Here is a 24,695-nt window from a genome sequence, read left to right on the forward strand (position 1 = left end):
AGGAGGGATGTTGTGATGAACGGCCATGCAAATCACTGTCAAAGCAAGCTGCCCGCGCATGAAATTGTTTACCGCGCGCTTCGCGCGCGCGTCCTGTTCGGAGAGATGGCACCGGGGGAGGCCGTGACCATTCAGGGCATCGCCGAGACACTGAATGCCGGAATCACCCCGGTCCGCGAGGCCATCCGGCGGCTGATCGCCGAAAGCGCGCTGGTGTTTCAGGACAATCGCCGCGTTATCGTGCCGCAACTGGATGCGGCCGCGATTGAAGAGCTTGTGATCGCCCGGAATGCGTTGGAACCAGAGCTTGCCAGACGTGCGGCATTGCGTGCGGACGTCAGGGCAGTGCGTCAGCTTGAAACGATTGACGCGCAGTTGGACAGGGCAATCGCGGGGGGGGATGTGCGTGGCTATCTCGAACAGAATTACCGTTTCCACGACGCGCTTTACGCGCAGGCTGCCGCGCCGATCCTGCGCTCGTTGGCCGATGGGTTGTGGCTGCGATTCGGACCGTCGCTGCGCGTCGTGTGCGGACAGTTCGGTACGCTCAATCTGCCGGACCGGCATAAAGAGCTGATCGAGGCGCTGAAATCAGCCGATGCCGATGCCGCCGCAGGGGCGATCAGGCGCGATGTCGAACAGGGAATGAATCAGGTCCGTGCCGCCTTGCAGGCTTGATTCGATTGACAGTGCAGAATTTGATCATATTTTACGGCCAGCCAACCTTTCCATTATCCGCAGGTGTCCCATGCCCCAGATTTCCAACCATATGCCGACCGCAGAATTGCAGGCGCTGGACGCCGCGCACCACATGCATCCCTTCACCACCAATGACGAGCTGACGCAGAAGGGCGCGCGCATCATCACACGCGCCGATGGCGTCTGGCTGACCGATAGCGACGGCAACCGCATCCTTGACGGGATGGCGGGGCTTTGGTGCATGAATATCGGCTATGGCCGCAGCGAACTGGCCGATGTTGCCGCGCGCCAGATGCGTGAATTGCCCTATTACAACACGTTTTTCCAGACAACGCATATACCGGCCATCGCGCTGGCGCAGCGGCTGGCAGAGCTCGCTCCGGGTGATTTGAACCACGTCTTCTTTGCCGGATCGGGGTCCGAGGCCAATGATACCAATATCCGCATGGCGCGAACCTATTGGCAGATCAAAGGCCAGCCGCAGAAAAATATCATCATTTCGCGCTGGAACGGCTATCATGGGTCCTCCGTCGGGTCGGGCAGCCTTGGCGGGATGAAGGGTATGCACGCACAGGGCGGCTTGCCGATTCCGGATATTCACCACATCAACCAGCCAGACTGGTGGTCCGAGGGCGGCGAACAAAGCCCCGAAGAGTTTGGCCTCGCCCGTGCACGCGAGTTGGAACAGGCCATCGAAACCCTGGGCGCCGACCGGGTTGCCGCCTTTATCGCCGAACCGGTGCAGGGCGCGGGCGGCGTCATCATCCCGCCCGCGACCTACTGGCCCGAGATCCAGCGCATCTGCGACGACCACGACATCCTGCTGATCGCGGATGAGGTGATCTGCGGATTTGGCCGCACCGGCAACTGGTTTGGCTCGCAAACCACCGGATGGCGGCCGCATATCATGACCATCGCCAAGGGGCTGTCCTCCGGCTATCAGCCGATCGGCGGATCTATTGTCTGTGACGAGGTTGCGTCTGTCATTGGCGGCGAAGAATTCAACCACGGCTATACCTATTCCGGCCACCCCGTCGCGGCAGCGGTCGCGTTGGAGAATCTGCGCATCCTTGATGAGGAAGGTATCGTGACCCGCGTGGCCGAGGATACCGGCCCCCATCTGCGCGCCGCCTGGGAATCACTGGCCGATCATCCATTGGTGGGCGAGGCGAAGATCATTGGCATGATGGCCTCTATCGCGCTGACCCCGGACAAATCCGCCCGTGCGCCCTTTGCCGCCGAGGCCGGGACCGTGGGCTATATCTGCCGCGAGCGGTGCTTTGCCAATAATCTGGTGATGCGCCATGTCGGCGACCGGATGATCATTTCGCCGCCGCTGGTGATCTCGAAACAGGAAATCGACACGCTGGTTGAACGCGCCCGCAGGTCGCTGGATGAAACCCTTGCTGCGCTGAAAGAGCAGGGTTTGATGAAGGCAGGCACCCGCGACTGAGCCCCGCAACGACAACGGCCCGCAGATTTGCGGGCCGATTCGTAACGCAGTAAATGTTGTGGCGGTCCTACAGGCGGCTGTCGCGTCCGCGCAACTGGCGCGCTCGGGTCAGGATGGCATCCTCTACCGCGCGCACGGTGGATGCGCTGGCCGGACCGGACCGCGTCATCAGCGCCACGTTTAGCGACCGCGCATCAAGTGCGGGATCGCTGACATAGATCGTCGCGCGATAGGCGCGCCCGCCACCCGGCGGTGTGCCATACCCGGTCGAGATCACGCCGGTGAACGGATCGACCGATTGCACCGGCAGGAAGTTCAGCACCTCCAGCGAGGCATTCCAGATGTATTTGTTGACGGCCCCAACCTGACCCACATCGTCGCGGCCCCTGAAAATATCCCAGATGGTCGAGCGTGGCCGCCCGCGATCCCCATAGATGTTCTGATCCAGAATCTCATCTGCCGGAGGCGTGTCGACAGTGGTGCGGCTGCCAGATCGGCTGCACGCGCTTGTCATAACAAGCGTGGCGATAAGGCCGATGGCCAGTCCGTAGCGCGTGAATGCCATATAGTGTGCTCCTGCCCGCGTGGCGTCTTGTACCTTTCCATACCTGCCGCCGCCCGTCACGACAAGGCGCAGATTGTTTATAAGGCGGGGGGGCTTGGACGGGCTTTGCCGAGCCGGACCGACGGTCGGTGCAATTCTTGTGACAAAAGCGCATCACTAAAACGCTTGTTGGCGCGGCCCCAACCGGATGTCTTGCAAACGAGGCCCGCTCGGGAGCATAGATCATCCATCGAGACCGGAAAGCCGGTTTGATGCGTGCCTTTCGAACACATGAGGGAAAACTATGAAATCTATTCTTTTCGCTACCACGGCACTGGTCGCAACTGCCGGCATCGCCGCTGCAGACGTCAACCTGACCGGTTCCGCTGAAATGGGCATCATGGGCGGCGACGGTATCGCTGACCAGTTCCACACAGATATCGACGTGACTTTCGGCATGTCCGGCGAAGCAGACAACGGTCTGTCCTTCGGTGCATCCGTTGATCTGGACGAAGAAATCGGCGACACCAACGCCACTTATGGCGGTGGTGCCGAATCCGGCGCAACTCGTGACGACACCGCCCATGGCGGCGCGACAATGTTTGTTGCATATGGCGGCGCCAAGCTGACCATGGGCGACACCGACGGTGCGTTCGACGCAGCAATGAACGAAGCGATCATCGGCGACTCGCTGGGCGACAACCACGAGCATGCAGGCTATAACGACGGTGCCGGTCTCGACGGTATGTATGACGGCCAGATCGCACGTTTCGATTACAGCTTTGACGCCTTCACCGGTTACCTGTCGGCCGAAATCGACGACACCGGCAGCAGGGATCCTGTCTGGGGTCTGGGTGGTCGCTACTCGGGTGAGCTTGCTGGCCTGACCATCGGTGTTGGTCTTGGTTACCAGACCACAGACGAAGACAACCCTGCTGACGAAGTTTGGGGTATCAGTCTTGACACCACATTCGCCAACGGCATCGTTGCCATCGCCAACTACTCGTCGATGAACTTCACTGCACCTGGCGCGAAAGACATGGAGCATTGGGGTGTTGCGTTCGGCTACACGATGAACGCTCTGACCGTTGCTGTGAACTACGGTGAGTTCGACAACCTTGCTGGCGTTGACGGCGACACATCCAAAGGCTGGGGCCTGATCGCCAACTACGACCTGGGCGGCGGTATCGAAGCTCAGTTCGGCTATGGCGACTCCGAAGCCGAAATCGGTGGTGTTGACCTCGAAGGCGACACCTACTCGCTGGGTCTGGCAATGAGCTTCTAAGCTCAAGCCAATCTTGGTTACGGAGAGAGCGGGCCTTGGTGTCCGCTCTTTTCTTTTGTGCCGCAGCGCAGTAGCACATGGGCCAGCAAGAGAGGCCCCGATGTTCCCGATCAACCGCGCGCAGATTTCCGAACAGTACAAGCGGGCCAAGCAATTCCACGCAGCGGGACGGTTGGCAGAGGCCAAGGCGCTGTACCAATCCTTGCGCGTTGCCGCGCCGAAAATGGCGGAACTGCCCTTTCAACTGGCCCGGATCGCCGAAGCAACCGGCGCCCAGACGCAAGCCGCGGACCTTTACGCCGAGGCCGATGCGCTGAAACCGGGCGAGCCGATGATCCTGCAAGCACTGTCACAGGCCAGTCAGGCCGCCGGTGACCTCAAGGGCGCGCTGTCGGCGCTGGACAGGCTGATCGCGCTGACCCCCAAGGCGATAAAGCCACAGGCCGAAAAGGCCGCCTATCTGCAACGCTTGGGGGAATTCGACGCGGCAGAAAAAATCTACCGCCGCCTGCTGAAAGCGCATCCTTTGGACGGCGAACTCTACCGCGTGTTCCTGGGCACCAAAAAACTGACCCGTGGCGACAAGCTGCTGCGCGATATGCAAAACGCTTGGAAACATGCGGGCCAAAGCGATGAAAGCCGGATGCATCTGGGTTTTGCCCTGGGCAAGGCGCTGTCAGAGACGGGCGAGGCCGACAAGGTTTTCGGATATCTGGACGTCGCCAATGCGCTGCAACGCAAATATTTCCCCTATGATCCCGCCGAATATACCAGGGACGTGGACGCGCTGCTTGCCGCGCAGGACGGGGCTGACATATCCGCAGCGACGGGAACGCAGGCATTGCGGCCGATTTTCGTGATTGGCATGCCGCGCTCTGGTACGACATTGGTCGAGCAGATCATCGCCAGCCATTCGGATGTGACCGCCGGGGGCGAGCTGACGCTGTTCCCGCGTCTGGCCTTTCAGGCCGTTGGCGGACCGCGTGACATGACCCCGCTGCGCGACATCGCGCCGGACAAGCTGGCCATGCTGGCCCGGACATATGCCGATGCGGTGATGCGAATGGTCGGCGTGGATAGTGGCATTGTCACCGACAAGTCGATCCAGACCTATCTGGTGCTGGGTCTGCTGCGCCGCGCCCTTCCCGGCGCGCAGTTTGTCATCGTGCATCGCGATCCGCGCGATGTGGCGCTGTCGATCTACCGCAACTATTTTGAGAATGGGGTGCACCGCTATTCCAATTCGTTGCCGGACATCGCGCATTATGTGAAGACCTTTCACCGGGTGATCGCCTTCTGGCGCGACCGCATGCCGGGCGCGTTCCATGAGGTGCGATACGAGGATCTTGTCGCCAATCCAGAAGCCCAGTCGCGCGCATTGATCGCTGCGGTCGGGCTGGACTGGCAGGACGCCTGCCTTGAGTTTCACAAACACGCGGGCGATATTCGCACGCTCAGCCTGCATCAGGTGCGCCAGCCGATCTACCAGACATCGGCGGCCGCCTGGAAACGCTACGAGGCCGATCTGGCCCCGTTCATCGACGCAATGAAGGAGCCGTGATGGGACTGTCGGAAATCAAGGAGCGCATCGCCAAGGCCGAGGCGGATGCAGGACGAGAGGCCGGCTCGGTCAAACTGATCGCGGTGTCCAAGGTGCAGCCTGACGACCGGGTGCGCGCTGTGTTGGACGAAGGCCACCTGCTGTTTGGCGAGAACAAGGTGCAGGAAGCCGCTGGCAAATGGCCGGGTTTCCGCGATGAGTATGACGGCGTTCAGGTGCATCTGATCGGGCCATTGCAAAGCAACAAGACCCGGCAGGCGATAGAGCTGTTCGAGGCGATCCATTCGGTCGACCGGCCCAAGCTTGCCAAAACGATTGCCCGGATCGCGCAGGAGATCGGACGCTGCCCGGATCTGTTTCTTCAGGTCAACACCGGCGAAGAGCCGCAAAAGGCCGGTGTGCTGCCCGCCGAGGCGGATGCGTTCATCGACGAATGCCGGGGCCTCGACCTGCCAGTGCGCGGGTTGATGTGCATCCCGCCGGTCGACGCGGCACCGTCGCTGCATTTTTCATTGCTGGCGAAGATCGCCGCGCGCAACGGGCTTGATGGCCTGTCGATGGGGATGAGCGACGATTTCGAGCAGGCGATCGCGTTGGGGGCAACGCATATCCGTGTCGGCTCGGCCATCTTTGGCGAACGTGTGCCGGGCTGACGCGTTTTATCGCGCCCGAACGGTCAGCCGGGTTGCCGGCGTGATCCGGCGTGCGATCTGCCAAAGGTGATCTGGGCGGAACGCAACGCAACCTTCGGTCGGAAAGCCGGGGCGACGCCATCTGTGCAGGAAGATCGCGGATCCGGCACCGGGTTTTGCATCCGGCCAGTTCCAATCGGTCAGCAGGATCAGATCATAAAGCGGATCCGCACGGCGCAGGCTTTCGTGGCTGTAGGGATAGGGCGCACGAACGAGCCTGTTGTAATCGGGTCGCTCCGGGTCATCTGACCAAAGATCGCCGGGCCGTATCGGGCGCGCCCAGTGAGACGGCGGCGCAATCCGGTCCGGGCGATACAGTATCCCGGTGATCCTGTGGGTGCCCACGGGAGTGGCCCCATCACCTTCGCGCTTGTCCGTGCGGATGCCGCCACGGCCTATTGTGCAAGGCCACATCCTGCCGATGAAACGAACACCCTGTGGGGTCAGGACAAGATCGTCCGCGGTCAAAACAGATGCCCGGATTTTGTTGCCTTGGTAGAGAGGTAGGCTTCGTTATGCGCGGTTTTCCCGACCTGTAGCGGTACCCGTTCGGCAACATGGATGCCGTGCTTTTCCATTATCGCAATCTTCGCCGGGTTGTTGGTCAGCAGCCGGACAGAGGAAAACCCCAGCTTCTTCAGAATGTCCGCGCCAATGCGAAAATCACGCTCGTCATCTTCGAACCCCAGCCGGTGATTGGCCTCGACCGTGTCGAAACCCTGATCCTGAAGCGAATAGGCGCGCATCTTGTTGGCCAGACCAATGCCGCGCCCCTCCTGGTTGAGATACAGCAGAACACCCGCGCCCTCGTCGCCCATCTGGGCGAGGGCCGCGTGTAATTGCGGGCCGCAGTCGCATTTCAGGCTGCCCATCAGGTCGCCGGTGAAGCAGGCCGAGTGCAGACGCGCGAGAACAGGTGCGTTGCGGGCGGGCTTGCCGATTTCCATCGCGTAATGTTCCTCGCTGCCGTCCTCCGGGCGGAAGACATGCAGGCGGCCCGCTTCTGACACAGCGATTGGCAAGCGAGCGGCGACAACCTCTGACAGCGGGCTGAGGCTTTGCAGCAGGGGCGCGACGCTTGCGGCCTGAAGCCGTGTCAGCCCGTGTTTTTGTGCAAAGCCACCCGCGTCATCCAAGGACAGGACCAGCGCGGCTGGTAGCAACTGCGCGGATTTTATCAGCAACACAGCCAACCGGTGGGGGCTGGCGTCGCCATCCCGGCGCGTCACAAGCGGCCCCTTCATCGGCTTGCGCAGATCATCCGCCGGATCGGCAAGTCCGCGCACCCAGCCCAGCGTCGCGTCGTTCGGCAAAGCCACGCGCGCCACATCCCCGTCATAGGCACGCGCCTTTAGTGTGGCCGCACGTCGCCCCGTCAGCGCCAGATCAACCGGCCCCAGCGTTTGCGCAAAGGCCAGTCTTTCGGGTGTCAGCGTTTCGGTCGCCAGAATCAGTGCGGGTGCCGGCCCGTCCATAACAACCGGCACGCCCATCCGCAGATCTGCGCGGGCGCGGGCCAACATCTCCTTTGGGTCGGGGGCGAAGGGCATGGGAGATCTCGATTGTTGCAAGATGGCTTTGGCATGTAACGAATTTACTCCGGAATTGAAACATATTCGCGGACTTGGCCCTTCCTTTACACGAGGACGTGAGGCAGTTGCAGCAAATCTTGCCCTGCACCGTGGCGGCACACATCTTTCACTCAGAACATGGAGGACGCCAAATGGCACAACTCAAGAACATTTTGCTGGTCGATGATGACGACGACCTGCGCGAGGCCCTGTCTGAACAGCTTGTGATGACAGAGGATTTCGAGGTTTTCGAAGCTGGTAATGGCGCGGATGCAATGATCCGCGTCAAGGAGCAACTATACGATCTGATCGTGCTGGACGTGGGGCTTCCGGATACCGACGGGCGCGAGTTGTGCCGCCTGATGCGCAAGCAAGGCGTGAAGGCACCGATCCTGATGCTGACCGGCCATGACAGCGACTCTGACACCATCCTTGGGCTGGACGCGGGTGCCAATGACTACGTCTCCAAGCCATTCAAGTTTCCGGTGCTTCTCGCCCGTATTCGCGCCCAGTTGCGACAGCACGAACAATCCGAAGATGCGGTTTTCCAGCTTGGGCCGTATACGTTCAAGCCGTCGATGAAGATGCTGATTACGGATGAAGACCGCAAGATCAGGCTGACCGAGAAAGAGACGAACATTCTCAAGTTCCTCTACCGCTCCAACGATGGGGTGGTGGCGCGCGACACGCTGCTTCACGAAGTCTGGGGATATAATGCCGGCGTGACGACACACACGCTTGAGACGCACATCTACCGGTTGCGCCAGAAGATCGAGCCGGAACCCTCCAATGCGCGCCTTCTGGTGACTGAATCAGGCGGTTATAGATTGATTGCGTAGGGAAAAAGAGTATATTAATCCCAGCCGTTGTGTCGGGTTCGACACAACCATAGAGATTCCGACCTCCCGTTGCATGTGCGGGTTATCGCATGCACCTCCCTGTTGGACTGACCCGGGCTTCGGCCTGGGTCTTTTTTTTGTCCGGGGGCGGATCGGCATTCACTGTTGTATCTTGTGGCGGAACCTACATGATTTGATGACGCATTTTGATCCACACTAGGCTGCGTAGAATGGACCATGCAAAGGCTATTGATACGATCGTTGACGCGATCAGCGACGCTCCGGGTATTCGGGCGCTGTTCCTGAGCGGCAGTTATGCGACCGGAATGGCTGACGCCTACAGTGATCTTGATTTCGTGCTGGTCGCCGATGAGGGGGCGACCGATGCTGTGGCTTCTGTTTGGCGGAATGCCATTGAAAAGACCGGCAATATCGTTTTGTGGTGGGATCGGATGACGGTCCCCGTGCTGATCAATGCCATTACCGAAGATTGGACGCGCACCGATGTCATCATCCTCAAGCCCGACCAGATGCGCGCGCATACCCAAAGCAGTCTGAAACCGCTTTTTGACCATGCGCAGATTTATGACGGGCTGCCCGAGGCCGTGGCGGATACCGGTCCGAATCTGCGTAAAGTCAAATACCAGATTGAAGAGTTCATCCGCATTCTGGGCCTCCTGCATCTGGCGGACGGTCGCCGCGAATATATCAACGGCGTGCTTGGGATCTTTCATCTGCGCAACCTTCTGGTCGATCTGCTGATCGAGGAAACCAACGCGCCGCATCGCGGCGGTGTGCTGCATCTCAACCGTCTGATCACCGATGAGCAAAAGGCGCTTTTGACGTCGCTGCCGCCTCCGGTTCCCAACCGCAAGGCGATGATCGAGGGTCATTTGGCCTATGCAAAGGCCTATTTGCCGCGGGCGCGCAAATGGGCGCGGCACTTGGGTGTGGAATGGCCGGAACGGTTCGAGGCAGCGACTTGGGCGAAGCTGAATAAAACCTTGTCGATCAAGCGTCCCTACGATCCGGAGTGACGGGCGCAATCGGGCTTTGGGCCGGATGGGTCAAGTGGCCCCTTTGCGCAGGTGACACGGCGTGGTGCGCAGGCAGACCGGCTTGCACCCCGGCGTTGATGCGGGCAAGGTCGCGCTTCCTGACCTGCCGCGATTGCCGCCCAAACCGGAGCTTGCCGATGACCTTCACCCTGGCCACATGGAACATCAACTCCGTCCGCCTGCGCGAACCCATCGTCTGCAAGCTGTTGCAGGAAGAAGCGCCGGACGTGCTGTGCCTGCAAGAGTGCAAGAGCCCGGTCGACAAGATCCCGCTGGAAGGGTTTCGCGCCCTTGGATACGAACATATCGTGGCGCGAGGACAGAAAGGCTATAACGGCGTCGCGATCCTGTCGAAGCTGCCGATCGAAGATGTGGGTGGGCATGATCTTGTCGGGCTGGGCCATGCCCGGCACGTCGCGGCAAAGCTGGAAAACGGCGTGACGATCCACAATTTCTATGTGCCGGCCGGTGGCGACGTGCCGGACCGCGAGGTGAACCTGAAATTCGGCCAGAAGCTGGATTACCTCACCGAGATGCGCGACTGGTTCCACGGTGACCGCCCGGAAAAGTCGATCCTTGTGGGCGATCTGAACATCGCCCCGCGCGAAGATGATGTCTGGAGCCACAAGCAGCTTCTGAAGATCGTCAGCCATACACCGGTGGAGGTCGAACATCTGGCGCAGGCACAGGACGCGGGCAATTGGGTGGACATCACCCGGCAGGACATCCCCGAGGGTCAGCTTTACAGTTGGTGGTCCTACCGCGCCAAGGATTGGGATGCCGCCGACAAGGGCCGCCGACTGGATCACGTCTGGGCCACGTCCGACATTTCCAATGCCGGCCATTCCAGCCGTGTGCTGCGCCATGTGCGCGGGTGGGAAAAGCCCTCGGATCACGCGCCGGTCTTTGCCACTTTCGATCTGTGATCGCGCCGGGCGCGGGGCGCTGTTCGCAGGTAATGGCTCGGGTCAGGCTGCTCCGGACAGGGCGCGCCCCTTGCAACATGGGTCGGCATGGGCCATCTAGACCGCAACGCAAGCGATAGATATGGAACTTGGGAAATGATTGAACTTGGTGCCGCTCCGCAAGCTGATGCAACGCTGATCGAGGACGTGACCGAAGCCGACTTCATGGCAAAGGTTGTCGAGGCCAGCCAGACCACACCGGTGATCGTCGATTTCTGGGCACCTTGGTGTGGCCCCTGTAAAACGATGGGGCCGCAGCTGGAAGCGGCGGTGACAGCCGCCAAGGGTGCCGTGCGGATGGCCAAGGTCAATGTCGACGAGGCGCAGAATATCGCCGGACAGATGCGCATTCAGTCGATCCCCACGGTCTATGCGTTCTGGCAGGGTCAGCCCATTGACGGGTTTCAGGGCGCGGTCGCTGAATCCGAAATCAAGGCATTTGTCGAACGTGTCGTGCAGGCAGGCGGCGGCGATGCGTCCGGTGGCTTGGACGAGGCGCTGACCGCCGCAGAGGAAATGCTGGAACAAGGCGCGGCTGCCGATGCTGCCCAGATATTCGGAGCAATTCTTGGCGAAGACCCCAACCACGCCGCGGCCTATGGCGGCATGGTCCGTTCGCATATCGCGGCGGGGGATCTGGAACAGGCAGAGGCCGTGCTGAACGGCGCGCCTGCCGAGATCAGCAAGGCACCGGAACTTGAGGCGGCCCATGCACAGCTTGAACTGGCGAAACAGGCCGAGAATGCTGGCCCGGTGTCGGAATTGCGCGCGCAGGTCGATGCAAACCCGGACGACCATCAGGCGCGGTTTGATCTCGCCCTGGCGTTGCACGCCAATGGCGATGCGGAAGCGGCGGTTGCCGAATTGCTGGACATTTTCCGCCGGGACCGCGAATGGAATGACGGCGCTGCCAAGGCGCAACTGTTCACCATTTTCGAGGCGCTGAAGCCCAATGATCCGGTTGTTTTGAACGGTCGTCGCAAACTGAGCTCGATGATATTTGCCTGATCGTGTCGCAACGCTAGTTTCAGCGACATGAGCCGCAAACTCGATCTTCCGGACATCATCCCGATTTTCCCGCTTCCGGGGGCGCTATTGCTGCCGCGTGCTCGGCTGCCGCTGCACATATTCGAACCACGCTACCTGCAAATGCTGGAGGACACGCTGAAAACCTCTTCGCGGCTGATCGGCATGGTGCAGCCGTTTGACACGCCGAATGGCGAGGACGCGTTGCACAGTATCGGCTGCGCGGGGCGGGTGACGCAGTTTTCGGAAACCGAGGACGGGCGCTACATGATCACGCTTGCCGGCGTGTCGCGCTACCGTGTCAAGCGTGAGCTTGACGGGTTTCCCCCTTACCGACGTTGCGAAGTGTCTTGGGAGGGCTTCGAACAGGACCGGACCGCCCACGCCGTGCCGGATGACACGTTTTGCCGCGACAGCTTTCTCAAGATACTGGGCCGATATTTTGACGCGCGGGAATTGTCCGCCGATTGGGACACGCTGGCCGAGGCCGATGACGAGCTGCTGATCAATTCCCTGTCGATGCTGCTGGAATTTGCGCCCGAGGACAAACAGGCCCTTTTGGAAGCGCCCTCGCTGACCACGCGCCGCGAGACATTGGTCACGCTTCTGGAATATGCCCTGCGCGGCGGTGGAGAGGATCTGATGCAATGAATGCGACCCCTGAATTTGATCGCCGGATGCTGGAGGCTTTGGTCTGCCCGCACACCCACGCCGTGCTGGTCTATGATCCGGACGCACAGGAGCTGATCTCCCGCAATGCAGGTCTTGCCTATCCGGTGCGCAACGGCATCCCGGTAATGTTGCTGGACGAAGCCCGCAGGCTGGAAGATTAGGCTGGGGTAAGCCGCTGTTCCGGTGCTTGCTTCGGGCGTATCTTCGCCAATGCAATCTCTTCTCTAAAGCGATTTGGACGATCTCTTCGGGCATCACCTGAAGGTGATTTTTGCTGTGACAGGGACTGAGCTAAGCTCTGCCCGAAAAGGGGGGCTGTCCGATGTATCGACCTATTATTTCTGCTCTTTTCGGCGCTCTCGCAGTCATCCTGACGGTTTGGTTGGGTCTTGGAGAGCTATTGGGCGCGCATCCGTTCTGGGATGTGCAGGTGGCGCTGGTCGGTGCCCCGATCGGTGCGCTGATCGCGATGTTGTTGGGCTGGCTTGAGCGCAGCGGCGCCGCTTTATTGGCTGGGGCTGCAATCCTGATTGTGGGTCTTGTGATGGCGATGCGCGGCAAGATGGCGTTTGCGTCCTCTTATGCCGAAGATCTGTTTTCCGGTGCGTTATGGTATTACGGTTGGATCACGATTTTCATAGGGGCTGCACTCGCGATAGCCGCGCTGTTCAGCCGCGCATCAGGTCTGGCAGGTCGCCCGTCAGCCCCGCCGCCTCTCGGATAAAGCCGCGGCGCAGGGCAGGGACGGACTGAACCGCTTTCATGCCCAGATCGCGCCCCGCCCGCAGAAGCGGGTTGTCGTTTGAAAACAGTCTGTTGAAGATGTCCGTAGCCCCCGCGAGCGTGGCAGTGTCGAAGCGTCGCCACTGTTGATACCGGGCCAGAACGTCGGATTGCGCGATGTCCTCACCGCGCCGTTGCGCGTGGGCCAGCACATGCGCCAATGCGGCCACGTCACGAAAGCCCGCATTCAGGCCCTGACCCGCAATCGGATGCACACCATGCGCCGCATCGCCGACCAGGGCCAGCCGCTCGGCGACAAAGCTGTTCGCAAGGCTCAGCGACAGCGGATAAGTAAACCGGTCCCCGGCAAGGCTGATCTCGCCCAGAAAATCACCGAACCGGGGGCGCAGGGCGGTCAGATAACCCTCATCCGGCAGGGCGTTGATCGGGGCTGCGGCGTCGTCGCTCTCGCTCCAGACGATCGAGGACCGGTTGCCTGTCAGCGGCAGGATCGCCAGTGGCCCCGAGGGCATGAAAAGCTGATGCGCGATGCCGTGATGCGGGCGGTCGTGGGCGATGGCGCAGACCAGCGCGGTTTGACCGTAACGCCAACCGGTGCGCCGGATGCCCGCGCGCAGGGCTGTTCCGCTTTGCCTGCCATCGGCGCCGATCAGGATGCGTCCGCGCAAGACCTCACCGCTGTCCAGCGTCACCGAGACACCCGCCGCATCGGTTTGCTGTCCGGTCACCCTGGTGTCGGGCAAGTGGCGGATCAGGTCCGTCGTTCCCATGGCCTGCATCAACGCGCGGCGGAGGTAACGATCTTCGACCATGTAGCCCATCGGGCCTTCTTCAATCTCGGAATGGTCGAAATGCAGCCCAAGGAACGCGGCACCTTCGCCCGCGCGTCCGTCACTGACCTTGATCTCCAGCATCGGCTGGGCGTCATCCTCCAGTACGTCCCAAAGCCCCAGCCGCGCCAGCATCCGTTGCGAGGCCAGCGCAAGCGCGTAGGATCGCCCGTCAAAGTCATGTGCCGTGGCCTTATCCACGGGCATCGCGTCGATGACGGTGGCGGACAGGCCGGCCTGCGCGCTGGCGAGCGCAAGTGCCGGGCCGTTCAGCCCGCCACCCACAATTAGAAGATCCGATATATCGCTCATGTCTGCCAATATGGTCGGCGGCGCGGGATTGTCCATGCGCCGCGCTGCCGCTACCCTCGGGCAGTCAAATCAGAGGAAGCAGACATGCAGCAATGGTCGGAACAAAGCGCGGCGGAACTGGGTCGCGGTATTGGCGCGGGCGAGATTGATCCGGTGGCGCTGGCAGAGTTTTTTCTGGACCGCATTGCCGCACATCCGCTGAAAGACCGGATCTATGCGCGGATGACCCCGGATCGCGCCATGGCCGAGGCGGGGGCGGCGTCTGCGCGCGCCAAGGCAGGCCGACGCCTGTCGCCGCTGGACGGGGTGCCGTGCAGTTGGAAAGACCTGTTCGACACGGCCGGTGTCGCGACCGAAGCTGGCTCCAGATTGCTGGAAGGGCGGGTGCCTGACCGCGATGCAGAGGTGCTGCGCATAGCGACCGCGATGGGGTTGGTCTGTCTGGGCAAAACCCATCAGTCAGAACTGGCGTTTTCCGGTCTTGGATTGAACCCCATGACGCAGAGTCCGCCTTGCGTGAATGACGAAAGCGCGGTGTCGGGCGGATCATCCTCGGGCACCGCCACGTCTGTCGCCTTCGGGCTTGCGCCGATGGGCATCGGGTCCGATACGGGCGGCTCCGTGCGCGTCCCTGCGGCGTGGAACGATCTTGTCGGGCTGAAGACCACCTCCGGGCGGCTGTCTTTGTCGGGCACAGTGCCGCTATGCACCCGTTTCGATACGGTCGGTCCGTTGACCCGCACGGTCGAGGATGCCGCGCTGGCGCTGGCGGTGCTGGAGGGCAGGGGGCCTGCTGATCTGCGCGGGGCCTCGCTGAAGGGCGTCCGCCTTGCCGCTTTGCGCACCATCGCCAGCGACGATCTGCGCGACACGCCCGCCGCCGCCTATAGCGCCGCCGTTGAAAAGTTGCAGGCGGCAGGCGCGGAGGTCGTCCAGATCGACGCGCCGGAGGTTGCCGAGGCTATGGCCGACACGCCCACGCTTTATGCCGGCGAGGCCTATGGCCACTGGCGTGACACGATCGAGGCCGCGCCGGACAAGATGTTTGCCCGTATTCTGGACAGGTTCCGCGCCGGGGCCGAGGTCTCGGGGCCGGAGTTTGTCGCGGCTTGGCGACGGTTGGACGCGCACCGCGCCACATGGGCCAAACGCGTGGCCGGGTTTGACGCGGTGATCTGTGCAACTGCGCCGAATCTGCCGCCGAATGCCGACCGGCTGATGAACGATCCGGATTACTATGTCTCCGAAAACCTGATGACATTGCGGAACACGCGAATCGGAAACCTGATGGGTGGCGCGGGTTTGACCCTGCCGACCGGCGTGCCAAGCTGCGGCATTCTGTTCATGGGCAAAGCTTACGGCGAAGACCATCTGTTGCGTCTGGGCAGCGCCGCAGAGGCCGTCTTGCGCTGATTGTCCCCGCCCGCCGCGCCAATAGCGCGTGATCCCCTGTCAAGACCTTCAGGACCGGGGGCAGGGTCGCCCACGGCCATTGCGATGTTACTGCCACAGCGCTGATTTTCCCCCGGCTTTCAGTGGACGGCCCGCGGGGGCTTGGCTATTCTGGCGCAAAGCGGGGCGTTAATGACCCCGCAGTTTGAGGCAGTTGAATATGTTTCCCGAGCGGTTCTCGAACCTTCCGGCCTACGCGTTCCCACGCTTGCGGGCGCTTTTGGACCATCACGCGCCTGGCGGCGACGTGGTGCATATGACCATTGGCGAACCCAAGCATGATTTTCCGGCCTGGGTCGCCCAGATCATCGCGGAAAATGCCGCCGGATTCGGGCGCTACCCTGCCAATGACGGCACGCCTGAACTGCTTGAGGCGATTGCGGGTTTCGTAGGGCGCCGCTACGGCGTGACGCTGGACGCGGCCATGCAGGTGATGGCGCTCAACGGCACCCGCGAGGGGCTGTATAACGCCGCGATGGCGCTTTGCCCCGAGACGGTGCGCGGCAAGCGGCCCGTCGTCCTGATCCCCAACCCGTTTTATCAGGTCTACATGATTGCGGCGATTTCGGTGGGTGCAGAGCCGGTCTTTGTGCCTGCCACCGAAGCGACCGGCCATTTGCCCGACTATACGCAGCTTGCGCCAGAGCTGCTGGGCCGTGTGGCGCTGGCCTATGTCTGCTCGCCCTCCAACCCGCAGGGTGCGGTCGCGAGTGAGGCCTATTGGCGCGATCTGATTGCGCTGGCTGAAAAGCACGATTTCCGCATCATGGCCGACGAATGCTACTCCGAGATCTACCGCGATGCACCGCCCGCTGGCGCATTGCAGATCGCGCAGGCCATGGGAGCGGACCCGGAGCGTGTGGTGATCTTTCATTCGCTGTCGAAGCGGTCCAACCTGCCGGGGCTGCGGTCAGGCTTTGTCGCCGGCGGGCCGCAATGCATCGCCCGCATCCGTCAGTTGCGCGCCTATTCCGGGGCACCTTTGCCGCTGCCCATTCAGGCCGCCTCGGCCCGTGTTTGGGCGGACGATGCGCATGTTGTGGAAAACCGGGCGCTTTACCAAGAGAAATACGCGCTTGCGGACGAGATCTTTGCGAATGTGCCCGGCTACTCAGGGCCAGAGGCAGGGTTCTTTCTGTGGCTGCGCGTCGGCAATGGCGAAGAGGCGGCCCTGAAGGCGTGGACCCAGACCGGCGTCCGGGTTCTGCCGGGTGCCTATCTGGGCCGCGAAGTTGACGGGGTGAACCCGGCACATGAGTTTATCAGGGTCGCCATGGTGGCCCCAAAAGAAGAGATGCAGCGCGGGCTGATCCGGCTCCGTGACTGTCTGTACGATTGAGGCGAGGGAAAATGGCATATCAGGCACGGGGGCGTGATCCCCTTTTCGACAGCAACATGCAGGCGGCGATCGAAAAGCGCGGAAAAGAACTGATCGGCGTGCTGCTGGTCATTCTGGGTTGCGCAGCGGCGGCGATGATTGCCAGCTACACGCCGGACGATCCCAGCTGGCTGTCGGCCACGGATGCCCCGGTGCAGAACTGGCTGGGTCGGCTGGGGGCCTCGATTGCCGCGCCATTGTTCATGATCGTCGGCTGGGGAAGCTGGGGGCTGGCCTTGGTTCTGGTCACCTGGGGCGTGCGGTTTGCGCTGCACCGGGGTGATGAGCGCGTCTCCGCCCGCGTGATCTTTGCTCCGATCTGGATTGCACTGGCAGCGGTCTATGCCGCTGGTCAGAATATCGGCCCGGACTGGACCCACAGCTTTGGCCTGGGTGGCTTGTTCGGCGACATGATGATGGGCACATTGCTGAACATCCTGCCCGTCGGCGCGACCTTCGGTCTGAAGTTGGTGCAGCTCTTGCTGGGGGTGGGACTTCTGGCGCTGGGTGCCTTCGTGCTGGGCTTCACCATGCTAGAGCTGCGCAGTATCGGCCGTTTCCTGATAGTGGGTATCGTGATGACCTATGCCACGATCCTGACGCTTCTGGGACGTGGGGCCGGTGCCTCGGTCCGCGCGGCGCAGGCGACACAGACTCGTCTTGCGGAACGTCGTGCCCGGAGCAAGGCAGACGCTGCCGAGGCCGCTGAATGGGCCTATGCGCAGACCTCCGTTCCCGCGCCGGATTTCGATCCCGAAGACTCGACAGAGAAATCCAGCTTCCTCGCGCGGATGCCTGCGCTCATCAAGCGTCCGCTTGACCAGATGCCGGAACCCGAGTTGATCGAGACAGAATCCCATGCCGATGTGGGCGACGGGCCCAGCGATGACCGGATCAAGGCGAAGATCGCCGATGTCATCAAGGCGCGCGTTCGCAAGAACCCTGCCATGCAGGTCAAAAGCGCCGCACCGCTGACCAAGGGGCGTGGCCGCGGGCCGGATCCGTTGATCATCACGCCGCGGACTGGTCTGCCGCCGGAACCGCCGCTGACCTCCGGCATGCCGCGCCTTCCGGTGGAACCACCGTTGACCAGCGCAGCCGCAGGTGTTGCCGCAACGCCAGAGCCATCCGCATCTCCCGACACGCCAACCCCGCCGCAAACCGGCCGGATCATCACGCCACGCCCGCGTGCCGATATACCCGCTGCGGCCCCCGAGCCGCAGCCTCTGCCGCAAGAAGATGCCGATCTGGACGAGGCAGAGATGCTGGACGATCACTACCATTTCGAGCCACCAATGCAGACTCAACCGCTTCCCATTCCGGATGCAAAGAAAGTCGTGCAACAAACGGTGCGCAAGCCGATGCAGCCTTCGCGCCGTGCGAAGCAAGAGGCGCAACCCAGCCTGAAATTCGAGGACAATCCCGACGGATACGAACTTCCGCCGCTCAACCTGCTGATGAGCCCCGACAAGATCCAGCGCCATGTTCTGGCGGACGAGGCGCTGGAGGAAAATGCCCGGATGCTGGAATCCGTGCTCGACGATTATGGCGTGAAAGGAGAGATCGTCTCGGTCCGTCCCGGTCCCGTCGTCACCATGTACGAGCTGGAACCAGCCGCAGGCCTCAAGGCCAGCCGTGTGATCGGGTTGGCGGATGACATCGCGCGCAGCATGTCGGCACTGTCGGCGCGTGTGTCCACCGTTCCCGGGCGCAGCGTGATCGGTATCGAATTGCCGAATGAGAACCGCGAGATGGTGTCCTTCCGCGAGATCCTTTCAACGCGCGATTACGGCGATGGCAACCACAAGCTGCCGCTGGCGCTGGGCAAGGATATTGGTGGCGATCCTGTCGTGGCGAACCTTGCAAAGATGCCTCACCTGCTGATTGCCGGGACAACCGGTTCGGGTAAGTCGGTGGCGATCAACACCATGATCCTGTCGCTGCTTTACAAGCTGACGCCGGATGAATGTCGCCTGATCATGATCGACCCCAAGATGCTGGAACTGTCGGTCTATGACGGCATCCCGCATCTTCTGTCGCCCGTTGTGACCGACCCGAAAAAAGCCGTGGTCGCGCTGAAATGGACCGTGGGCGAGATGGAAGAGCGCTATCGCAAGATGTCCAAGATGGGCGTGCGCAACATCGACGGCTATAACGGCCGCGTCGCAGAGGCACTGTCCAAAGGCGAGATGTTCGAACGCACCGTCCAGACAGGCTTTGACGACGAAACCGGCGAGCCAATCTTCGAGACGGAAGAGATCGAGCCCAAGAAAATGCCCTATATCGTCGTCATCGTCGACGAGATGGCCGACCTGATGATGGTCGCGGGCAAAGAGATCGAGGCCTGCATCCAGCGACTGGCACAGATGGCGCGGGCCTCTGGTATTCACCTGATTATGGCCACGCAGCGCCCGTCCGTGGACGTTATCACTGGTACGATCAAGGCGAACTTCCCGACGCGGATCTCGTTTCAGGTGACCTCGAAAATCGACAGCCGCACCATTCTGGGCGAAATGGGGGCCGAACAGCTTCTGGGCATGGGCGACATGCTTTACATGGCTGGCGGAGCCAAGATCACCCGCTGCCACGGGCCGTTCTGTTCGGATGAAGAGGTCGAGGAGATCGTCAACCATCTCAAGGCTTACGGCCCACCCAGCTATATCGGTGGCGTGGTCGAAGGTCCGGATGATGAAAAGGCCGACAATATCGACGCCGTCCTGGGGCTGAATACCGGCGGCAATACCGATGGTGAGGACGCCCTTTACGACACCGCGGTGGCTATCGTGGTTCGCGACCGGAAATGTTCGACCTCCTACATCCAGCGCAAACTGGCGATCGGCTACAACAAGGCTGCGCGTCTGGTAGAGCAGATGGAGGATCAGGGCATCGTCTCGGCGGCCAACCATGTCGGCAAGCGTGAAATCCTGGTTCCCGAACAGGGCTGATAGGTCTTCGGTCAATAAAACTCATCCGGCACGGCGCACGGGCCTTGGCGTTCCAACACGGCCTTGCCCTGTCGGATGAACCCGCGTCTGCGTAGGGCTGAAATCTGCGATATGCCCCCTGCCGCCCCCTCCCCTGCCGGAACCAACTGTCCGCTGACGGCGTTTTGATGCCTGCGGCGTCGGGCTCCCCTTGATATGCGGCAACGGCGAGGTGATATCTCTGACACGCCGACCGTTATCGCATATCACCGGGTTCGTGCCCTAGATGCGCTGGACAGAAACAACGATTGAGGACGACATATGACCTTTCTTCGCACCTTGGCTGCGGCCAGTGCCGTTGCCTTTCTGGCGATGCCCGCAGCGGCGGAAAAGCTATCTCTGAATGCGATTTCCAACTACCTGAATGGCCTGACATCGGCCAAGGGGGCGTTCACCCAGATCAATGATGACGGTACGATCTCGACGGGTACGATCTATATCAAGCGGCCCGGAAAGGTGCGATTCGAATACAATCCGCCCGAACAGGCGCTGGTGCTGGCCTATGCCGGCGAGGTGGCGATCTTCGACAAGAAGACGGGCCAGGGGCCCGACCGTTACCCGCTGGCCCGCACCCCGCTCAGCATCATTCTGGATCGTAATGTCAATCTGGCACGCGCCAATATGGTGACGGGGCAGGGCTATGACGGCACTGCCACTACGGTGACAGCGCAGGATCCCGACCATCCCGAATACGGAAACATTCAGCTGAAGTTCACAGGTCCGCCGGTGCAACTGCGTCAGTGGATCATACGCGATGACAGCGGCAGCACCACGACGGTTGTTCTGGGAGATCTGGAAGAAGCTTCGGGCCTGTCCAATCGGATCTTCGACATCAATGCCGAAGTCGCCAAGATGAGCCGCTAGGACAATCCCGCGGCGCCGATCCGCCGCGGGAAGCCGCCGCCCGTCAGCGGGCCGCGCGGCAGTTGATCAGTTGCGCCTGATAGGTGTTCGAACGGCTGCCAACCTCGCTTGCGACCCGCACCAGCCACGCTTTGGAATTATAGCTGCCACGGGCAAAACCGGTATGGCCTTCGTGATAGGCAAGATATTGGTTGCGTGCGTCCCAAAGCTGCACCCCATTCCGAGAGCGGGTCTGGTTCATGTACCAACCCATGAAATCAGTGGCATCGCGGATATTGTCCCGCTTGGCGCTCATCTTTCCGTTGGCGCGGCGATATTCATCCCAGGTCGCATCCAGCGCCTGTGAATACCCGTAGGCAGAACTTTGCCGGCCAATGGGAATCACCCCCAGCGAATAGCGCAGCGGGGTGCGGGCGTTGCCGACGAATTTGCTTTCCTGGTAGATCGTGGCCATCTGCACATGGACCGGAACACCCCAACGGCGTTCAGCGGCACGCATGGCGCGAATATATTTTGGGCGCTGGGTGAGGATCGAACAGGCGTTGTCCAGATCACGGGGCGCGGTATAGTTGCCGCCGCCGCAGGACGCGACCAAAATCAGTATCACCATCGCGCGAAGAGTTCTGCTCATCTGCCTCTCGCTTTTTTGTAGTATTTTGAGGGCATGTTAGCTGATCCGGGCGTCTGAGGAAATCACAATCCCGTCGGTCGTGCCGGGCAGTTCAAAATTGTCGCCGCGCAGCCTTTGTCGCCAGAAGGGCGATTTTGACACAAACGTGACTGTAATGGAAAGGTTCACAGTCTGTTTCTATTGGATTCCCGGCCGATATTGGACATTGGGTGGATGAACAGGCTAAGATTGTATTGAGGGAAACAAGTTCCATGCATACGCAAAGCGCCAAATACCATCTCGGTCAGGTCGTCCGTCACCGGAAACATCCGTTTCGCGGTGTGGTTTTTGACGTCGATCCGGAATTTTCCAATACCGAGGAATGGTATGAAGCCATCCCCGAGGACAGCCGTCCTGTGAAGGATCAGCCGTTTTATCACCTGTTGGCTGAAAACGACCAAAGTTTCTATGTGGCCTATGTGTCAGAGCAGAACCTTGTTGCGGATTATTCCGGCGACCCGGTCGATCACCCCGATATTTCCGATCTGTTCGGGGCTTTTCAAGACGGCAGCTATGAGCTTCATTTTCAGATGAACTGAGGCAGGTGTCAGCCGAGTGTGGTTAGGTATCTGAGCGTTCGGCGAGACGAGATCACCCCAGTCATTCGACATCTCCTGCGATTGGCCTTGCGGTTCGTCGTTGATTTTGTGCGCGTTCCCCAATGCTCTACAGGGGTCACGGCCTTTGCCTGCCGGGGGCTTTCCGTCGATTTCGGAAAGTACCTTGGCGTCACGCACTGGTGGGGGCTGTAAACGCGTGACGCCAAGGGAAGCTATTTGCAGCTACCCTTTTGTTTTGTCCAATATTCCTGACCGAAATACGGAGCAAATCAGGCCTCTTTGGGGCATAATCCTTTTTGCTTCGCATCAATGGTAATTGCAGGGTGCGGTCCAGGATGGCCGTCTCCGAACCGGATGTGCTCTTTAACGGATGCGCTGTGCGGTGACCGCATGTAGAGCGGCGCGCTGAAGATCTTCAGTTGGCCGGATGTCTGGAAAAGCGCAGCACCAATTCGTTCCAGTTCTCCCGGTGACTATATGTGGCGTCAATAATCAGGGAACGGATCAGAAACCAGCCAAAACCACCCTCGGGCAGATTGGCGATTTCATTCCCGATCGTGGCAGGTTTTCCTGCGGGCAGGCGCAATCCTGGCATCGGGGTTCCATCGTGACGGATGCTGATGCGAAAACTGTCCTCCAGCAACATGATGGATAGCAGGATCTGTCCGTTTTCCCTGTCCCGAAAAGAATGTTCAACGACGTTGTTCAACGCTTCTGCCATTGCCAGTTCAATATTGTTGGTGGCGGTCGGATTTTGTCCGGCATCGGCGACGGCCTGCGCGATACACTCCAGCGTCTTGCGCACGGCATCGGACGTACTTTGAAACGACAGGCTCAATAAGGATCGCGGGATCGAGTCGCACATCTTCGTCGCTGCTTCCAATGCGTTGAAACTGCGGTGGCGTTCAGTTGCTACGTTGGGCAACGGCATAATCGATGGTGTCAAAAATGCCGAAGATTGTATCCATACGGGTCAATCGAAAAACCTTGTCGACATTCGGCGTCAGGGCACACAGGTCCAGAGTGCGGCCGTCTTCTAGCTGCTTCATTGCGGCAACAATTGCGCCAAGCCCGCTTGAATCGATGAAATCCACATTGCACAGGTTCAGGACAATGCGTGCGGGGCCGCCATCACTGACCTCTCGCATCCGGTCCTTGAACTGGATCGCCACGGCGGCATCAATGCGGGCTTCCTCTACGGTGATGATCTGCGTGGCACCAATAATGCTGCTCGACAGGTTCATGTCGTGTCATCCTGCTTTGTTCCTTGTCAGGTGACACTAGATTCCATTCCTTACTATTCTGTATGCAGGTGTCAGACACATCATTCATGGAGGATCGCATGCACGAAGTCGTCATTACGGGTGCCGCCCGCACGGCAATGGGCGGATTTCAAGGCGCGTTTTCCGCCGTCAGTGCCGCTGACCTGGGTGGGGCTGCGCTGCGCGCCGCTTTGGCACAGTCCGGCGGAAGCACGGTGGACGAGATCCTCATGGGATGTGTGCTGCCCGCAGGGCAGGGGCAGGCCCCGGCGCGGCAGGCGGGGTTTGCGGCCGGTCTGGGCGAAGAGGTGCCTGCCACGACGCTCAACAAGATGTGCGGCTCTGGCATGAAGGCGGCGATGCTGTGCTTTGACCAGATCGCCCTGGGACAGTCGCAGGTCATGGCAGCCGGCGGGATGGAGAGCATGACAAACGCGCCTTACCTGCTGCCCAAGATGCGCGATGGGGCGCGGATCGGGCATCAGCAGGTCGTGGATCACATGTTTCTGGACGGGTTGGAAGATGCCTACGACAAGGGCCGTCTGATGGGCACGTTTGCCGAAGATTGCGCCGAGGCGTTTCAGTTCACCCGCGAGGGGCAGGATCAATACGCGCTGGCCTCTTTGTCGAACGCATTGGACGCCGAACGCAGCGGGGCGTTTGACAAAGAGATCACGCCGGTCACGGTCCATGCCCGCACCGGCGAAGAGGTCATCACCAAGGACGAACAACCCGGCAAGGCGCGGCCTGAGAAGATCCCACAGTTGAAACCTGCCTTTCGCAAGGGCGGCACGGTGACAGCCGCCAACTCTTCGTCAATTTCGGATGGGGCGGCGGCGCTGATCCTGGCCGACAGGTCCACGGCAGAGGCGCAGGATATGCCGATCCGCGCGCGCATCCTTGGCCATGCCAGCCATGCTCAGGCCCCGGCCCTGTTTCCCACGGCCCCGGTGCCTGCCGCGAAGAAACTGATGGAGCGGTTGGGTTGGCGGGTGTCGGATGTTGATCTGTGGGAGGTGAACGAGGCGTTTGCCGTAGTTCCGATGGCGTTCATGCATGAATTGGGCTTGCCGCGCGATATTGTGAACGTCAACGGGGGGGCTTGTGCGCTGGGTCATCCAATCGGGGCAAGCGGTGCGCGGATCATGGTGACGCTGCTCAACGCGCTGGAGACTCGCGGGTTGAAGCGCGGCATCGCGGCGATTTGCATCGGCGGCGGTGAAGGCACGGCGATCGCGATCGAGCGCCCCTAGCGGCGTTGCTTCCACCCTGCG

The 24,695-nt window shown here is 61.0% G+C and carries 25 protein-coding genes; 18 read left to right on the plus strand and 7 right to left on the minus strand.

Going from position 1 to position 24,695, the window contains the following annotated elements; all coding sequences use genetic code 11:
- Nucleotides 1-15 precede the first annotated feature (15 nt).
- Nucleotides 16-678, plus strand: a complete 663-nt coding sequence (locus tag ACN0WV_RS03980; RefSeq protein ID WP_417603950.1) for a GntR family transcriptional regulator — start codon at nucleotides 16-18, stop codon at nucleotides 676-678.
- A 70-nt stretch (nucleotides 679-748) separates the two neighbouring features.
- Nucleotides 749-2,152 (plus strand): aspartate aminotransferase family protein, encoded by a 1,404-nt coding sequence (locus tag ACN0WV_RS03985; protein WP_417603951.1) that lies wholly within the window; start codon nucleotides 749-751, stop codon nucleotides 2,150-2,152.
- A gap of 67 nt (nucleotides 2,153-2,219) precedes the next feature.
- Here ACN0WV_RS03985 and ACN0WV_RS03990 read toward each other — a convergent pair whose 3' ends face one another.
- The gene (locus ACN0WV_RS03990; protein ID WP_084350511.1) at nucleotides 2,220-2,717 is read right to left on the minus strand and encodes a DUF3576 domain-containing protein; all 498 of its coding nucleotides are present in this window, start codon (nucleotides 2,715-2,717) and stop codon (nucleotides 2,220-2,222) included.
- 283 nt (nucleotides 2,718-3,000) lie between these two features.
- Here ACN0WV_RS03990 and ACN0WV_RS03995 point away from each other — a divergent pair, with 283 nt between their 5' ends.
- The 3 genes from ACN0WV_RS03995 to ACN0WV_RS04005 all read left to right on the plus strand — a co-directional run bounded on the left by ACN0WV_RS03995 (nucleotide 3,001) and on the right by ACN0WV_RS04005 (nucleotide 6,195).
- Nucleotides 3,001-3,981: a porin gene (locus ACN0WV_RS03995; protein WP_417603952.1), complete on the plus strand. Its 981-nt coding sequence runs from the start codon at nucleotides 3,001-3,003 to the stop codon at nucleotides 3,979-3,981.
- 100 nt (nucleotides 3,982-4,081) lie between these two features.
- Nucleotides 4,082-5,542 (plus strand): tetratricopeptide repeat-containing sulfotransferase family protein, encoded by a 1,461-nt coding sequence (locus ACN0WV_RS04000; protein ID WP_417603953.1) that lies wholly within the window; start codon nucleotides 4,082-4,084, stop codon nucleotides 5,540-5,542.
- Entirely contained in the window at nucleotides 5,542-6,195 is a 654-nt protein-coding gene (locus ACN0WV_RS04005) for a YggS family pyridoxal phosphate-dependent enzyme (RefSeq protein WP_417603954.1), read from the plus strand. The genes ACN0WV_RS04000 and ACN0WV_RS04005 overlap by 1 nt, the downstream gene beginning before the upstream one ends.
- 6 nt (nucleotides 6,196-6,201) lie before the next feature.
- On the opposite strand, the gene ACN0WV_RS04010 is transcribed toward ACN0WV_RS04005, so the two are convergent.
- Together ACN0WV_RS04010 and ribA are read right to left on the minus strand one after the other, a co-directional pair.
- Nucleotides 6,202-6,702: a L,D-transpeptidase family protein gene (locus tag ACN0WV_RS04010; RefSeq protein WP_417603955.1), complete on the minus strand. Its 501-nt coding sequence runs from the start codon at nucleotides 6,700-6,702 to the stop codon at nucleotides 6,202-6,204.
- Complete coding sequence (gene ribA, locus ACN0WV_RS04015) at nucleotides 6,699-7,784, minus strand: GTP cyclohydrolase II (RefSeq protein ID WP_084350506.1); 1,086 nt, start codon at nucleotides 7,782-7,784, stop codon at nucleotides 6,699-6,701. Before ribA ends, ACN0WV_RS04010 begins: the two co-directional genes overlap by 4 nt.
- Before the next feature lie 173 nt (nucleotides 7,785-7,957).
- Here ribA and ACN0WV_RS04020 point away from each other — a divergent pair, with 173 nt between their 5' ends.
- From ACN0WV_RS04020 to ACN0WV_RS04050, 7 genes are all read left to right on the plus strand, one after another.
- On the plus strand, nucleotides 7,958-8,644 hold the full coding sequence (locus tag ACN0WV_RS04020) for a response regulator transcription factor (RefSeq protein WP_084350505.1): 687 nt from the start codon (nucleotides 7,958-7,960) through the stop codon (nucleotides 8,642-8,644).
- Between the two features lie 230 nt (nucleotides 8,645-8,874).
- Nucleotides 8,875-9,681 (plus strand): nucleotidyltransferase domain-containing protein, encoded by an 807-nt coding sequence (locus ACN0WV_RS04025; protein ID WP_417603956.1) that lies wholly within the window; start codon nucleotides 8,875-8,877, stop codon nucleotides 9,679-9,681.
- Between the two features lie 158 nt (nucleotides 9,682-9,839).
- Complete coding sequence (locus ACN0WV_RS04030; RefSeq protein WP_084351127.1) at nucleotides 9,840-10,628, plus strand: exodeoxyribonuclease III; 789 nt, start codon at nucleotides 9,840-9,842, stop codon at nucleotides 10,626-10,628.
- Nucleotides 10,629-10,763: 135 nt separating this feature from the next.
- Nucleotides 10,764-11,675: a tetratricopeptide repeat protein gene (locus ACN0WV_RS04035; protein ID WP_417603957.1), complete on the plus strand. Its 912-nt coding sequence runs from the start codon at nucleotides 10,764-10,766 to the stop codon at nucleotides 11,673-11,675.
- Nucleotides 11,676-11,702: 27 nt separating this feature from the next.
- A complete protein-coding gene (locus ACN0WV_RS04040) occupies nucleotides 11,703-12,344 on the plus strand; it encodes an LON peptidase substrate-binding domain-containing protein (RefSeq protein WP_084350502.1) in 642 nt (213 codons plus the stop codon).
- The gene (locus tag ACN0WV_RS04045; protein WP_084350501.1) at nucleotides 12,341-12,526 is read left to right on the plus strand and encodes a Trm112 family protein; all 186 of its coding nucleotides are present in this window, start codon (nucleotides 12,341-12,343) and stop codon (nucleotides 12,524-12,526) included. Before ACN0WV_RS04040 ends, ACN0WV_RS04045 begins: the two co-directional genes overlap by 4 nt.
- Nucleotides 12,527-12,687: 161 nt before the next feature.
- Nucleotides 12,688-13,089, plus strand: a complete 402-nt coding sequence (locus ACN0WV_RS04050) for a hypothetical protein (RefSeq protein WP_417603959.1) — start codon at nucleotides 12,688-12,690, stop codon at nucleotides 13,087-13,089.
- Here the strand turns inward: ACN0WV_RS04050 and ACN0WV_RS04055 are convergent.
- On the minus strand, nucleotides 13,034-14,287 hold the full coding sequence (locus tag ACN0WV_RS04055; protein WP_417603960.1) for a UbiH/UbiF/VisC/COQ6 family ubiquinone biosynthesis hydroxylase: 1,254 nt from the start codon (nucleotides 14,285-14,287) through the stop codon (nucleotides 13,034-13,036). The two genes, ACN0WV_RS04050 and ACN0WV_RS04055, sit on opposite strands and share 56 nt — an antisense overlap.
- A gap of 48 nt (nucleotides 14,288-14,335) precedes the next feature.
- On the opposite strand from ACN0WV_RS04055, the gene ACN0WV_RS04060 reads away from it, so the two are divergent.
- From ACN0WV_RS04060 to ACN0WV_RS04075, 4 genes are all read left to right on the plus strand, one after another.
- Nucleotides 14,336-15,664, plus strand: a complete 1,329-nt coding sequence (locus tag ACN0WV_RS04060) for an amidase (protein WP_417603961.1) — start codon at nucleotides 14,336-14,338, stop codon at nucleotides 15,662-15,664.
- 199 nt (nucleotides 15,665-15,863) lie between these two features.
- Nucleotides 15,864-17,042, plus strand: a complete 1,179-nt coding sequence (locus ACN0WV_RS04065) for an aminotransferase class I/II-fold pyridoxal phosphate-dependent enzyme (RefSeq protein ID WP_417604120.1) — start codon at nucleotides 15,864-15,866, stop codon at nucleotides 17,040-17,042.
- Nucleotides 17,043-17,053: 11 nt separating this feature from the next.
- Complete coding sequence (locus ACN0WV_RS04070; RefSeq protein WP_417603962.1) at nucleotides 17,054-20,026, plus strand: DNA translocase FtsK; 2,973 nt, start codon at nucleotides 17,054-17,056, stop codon at nucleotides 20,024-20,026.
- Nucleotides 20,027-20,326: 300 nt separating this feature from the next.
- Nucleotides 20,327-20,929, plus strand: a complete 603-nt coding sequence (locus ACN0WV_RS04075) for a LolA family protein (RefSeq protein ID WP_417603963.1) — start codon at nucleotides 20,327-20,329, stop codon at nucleotides 20,927-20,929.
- Between the two features lie 43 nt (nucleotides 20,930-20,972).
- Here the strand turns inward: ACN0WV_RS04075 and ACN0WV_RS04080 are convergent, their stop codons facing one another.
- Entirely contained in the window at nucleotides 20,973-21,560 is a 588-nt protein-coding gene (locus tag ACN0WV_RS04080; RefSeq protein ID WP_084350494.1) for a transglycosylase SLT domain-containing protein, read from the minus strand.
- Nucleotides 21,561-21,811: 251 nt separating this feature from the next.
- On the opposite strand from ACN0WV_RS04080, the gene hspQ reads away from it, so the two are divergent.
- Nucleotides 21,812-22,138 (plus strand): heat shock protein HspQ, encoded by a 327-nt coding sequence (hspQ, locus tag ACN0WV_RS04085; RefSeq protein WP_417603965.1) that lies wholly within the window; start codon nucleotides 21,812-21,814, stop codon nucleotides 22,136-22,138.
- Between the two features lie 436 nt (nucleotides 22,139-22,574).
- Here hspQ and ACN0WV_RS04090 read toward each other — a convergent pair whose 3' ends face one another.
- Both ACN0WV_RS04090 and ACN0WV_RS04095 read right to left on the minus strand, forming a co-directional pair.
- Nucleotides 22,575-23,090, minus strand: coding sequence for an ATP-binding protein (locus ACN0WV_RS04090; RefSeq protein ID WP_417603966.1), 516 nt, complete (start codon nucleotides 23,088-23,090; stop codon nucleotides 22,575-22,577).
- The gene (locus ACN0WV_RS04095; protein WP_417603967.1) at nucleotides 23,065-23,403 is read right to left on the minus strand and encodes an STAS domain-containing protein; all 339 of its coding nucleotides are present in this window, start codon (nucleotides 23,401-23,403) and stop codon (nucleotides 23,065-23,067) included. Before ACN0WV_RS04095 ends, ACN0WV_RS04090 begins: the two co-directional genes overlap by 26 nt.
- Before the next feature lie 98 nt (nucleotides 23,404-23,501).
- Between ACN0WV_RS04095 and ACN0WV_RS04100 the strand changes: the two genes are divergently transcribed.
- A complete protein-coding gene (locus ACN0WV_RS04100; RefSeq protein WP_417603968.1) occupies nucleotides 23,502-24,674 on the plus strand; it encodes a thiolase family protein in 1,173 nt (390 codons plus the stop codon).
- The last annotated feature ends 21 nt before the right edge of the window (nucleotides 24,675-24,695 follow it).

It is taken from the genome of Primorskyibacter flagellatus (genome assembly GCF_048268605.1).
Lineage (GTDB): Bacteria > Pseudomonadota > Alphaproteobacteria > Rhodobacterales > Rhodobacteraceae > Primorskyibacter > Primorskyibacter flagellatus.

Bases quoted from the DNA above. Each gene is read 5' to 3' on its own strand.
- ACN0WV_RS03980 (WP_417603950.1), top strand. From the start codon at position 16: ATGAACGGCCATGCAAATCACTGTCAAAGCAAGCTGCCCGCGCATGAA.
- ACN0WV_RS03985 (WP_417603951.1), top strand. From the start codon at position 749: ATGCCCCAGATTTCCAACCATATGCCGACCGCAGAATTGCAGGCGCTG.
- ACN0WV_RS03990 (WP_084350511.1), bottom strand. From the start codon at position 2,717: ATGGCATTCACGCGCTACGGACTGGCCATCGGCCTTATCGCCACGCTT.
- ACN0WV_RS03995 (WP_417603952.1), top strand. From the start codon at position 3,001: ATGAAATCTATTCTTTTCGCTACCACGGCACTGGTCGCAACTGCCGGC.
- ACN0WV_RS04000 (WP_417603953.1), top strand. From the start codon at position 4,082: ATGTTCCCGATCAACCGCGCGCAGATTTCCGAACAGTACAAGCGGGCC.
- ACN0WV_RS04005 (WP_417603954.1), top strand. From the start codon at position 5,542: ATGGGACTGTCGGAAATCAAGGAGCGCATCGCCAAGGCCGAGGCGGAT.
- ribA (WP_084350506.1), bottom strand. From the start codon at position 7,784: ATGCCCTTCGCCCCCGACCCAAAGGAGATGTTGGCCCGCGCCCGCGCA.
- ACN0WV_RS04020 (WP_084350505.1), top strand. From the start codon at position 7,958: ATGGCACAACTCAAGAACATTTTGCTGGTCGATGATGACGACGACCTG.
- ACN0WV_RS04025 (WP_417603956.1), top strand. From the start codon at position 8,875: ATGGACCATGCAAAGGCTATTGATACGATCGTTGACGCGATCAGCGAC.
- ACN0WV_RS04030 (WP_084351127.1), top strand. From the start codon at position 9,840: ATGACCTTCACCCTGGCCACATGGAACATCAACTCCGTCCGCCTGCGC.
- ACN0WV_RS04035 (WP_417603957.1), top strand. From the start codon at position 10,764: ATGATTGAACTTGGTGCCGCTCCGCAAGCTGATGCAACGCTGATCGAG.
- ACN0WV_RS04040 (WP_084350502.1), top strand. From the start codon at position 11,703: ATGAGCCGCAAACTCGATCTTCCGGACATCATCCCGATTTTCCCGCTT.
- ACN0WV_RS04045 (WP_084350501.1), top strand. From the start codon at position 12,341: ATGAATGCGACCCCTGAATTTGATCGCCGGATGCTGGAGGCTTTGGTC.
- ACN0WV_RS04050 (WP_417603959.1), top strand. From the start codon at position 12,688: ATGTATCGACCTATTATTTCTGCTCTTTTCGGCGCTCTCGCAGTCATC.
- ACN0WV_RS04055 (WP_417603960.1), bottom strand. From the start codon at position 14,287: ATGGACAATCCCGCGCCGCCGACCATATTGGCAGACATGAGCGATATA.
- ACN0WV_RS04060 (WP_417603961.1), top strand. From the start codon at position 14,336: ATGCAGCAATGGTCGGAACAAAGCGCGGCGGAACTGGGTCGCGGTATT.
- ACN0WV_RS04065 (WP_417604120.1), top strand. From the start codon at position 15,864: ATGTTTCCCGAGCGGTTCTCGAACCTTCCGGCCTACGCGTTCCCACGC.
- ACN0WV_RS04070 (WP_417603962.1), top strand. From the start codon at position 17,054: ATGGCATATCAGGCACGGGGGCGTGATCCCCTTTTCGACAGCAACATG.
- ACN0WV_RS04075 (WP_417603963.1), top strand. From the start codon at position 20,327: ATGACCTTTCTTCGCACCTTGGCTGCGGCCAGTGCCGTTGCCTTTCTG.
- ACN0WV_RS04080 (WP_084350494.1), bottom strand. From the start codon at position 21,560: ATGAGCAGAACTCTTCGCGCGATGGTGATACTGATTTTGGTCGCGTCC.
- hspQ (WP_417603965.1), top strand. From the start codon at position 21,812: ATGCATACGCAAAGCGCCAAATACCATCTCGGTCAGGTCGTCCGTCAC.
- ACN0WV_RS04090 (WP_417603966.1), bottom strand. From the start codon at position 23,090: ATGCCGTTGCCCAACGTAGCAACTGAACGCCACCGCAGTTTCAACGCA.
- ACN0WV_RS04095 (WP_417603967.1), bottom strand. From the start codon at position 23,403: ATGAACCTGTCGAGCAGCATTATTGGTGCCACGCAGATCATCACCGTA.
- ACN0WV_RS04100 (WP_417603968.1), top strand. From the start codon at position 23,502: ATGCACGAAGTCGTCATTACGGGTGCCGCCCGCACGGCAATGGGCGGA.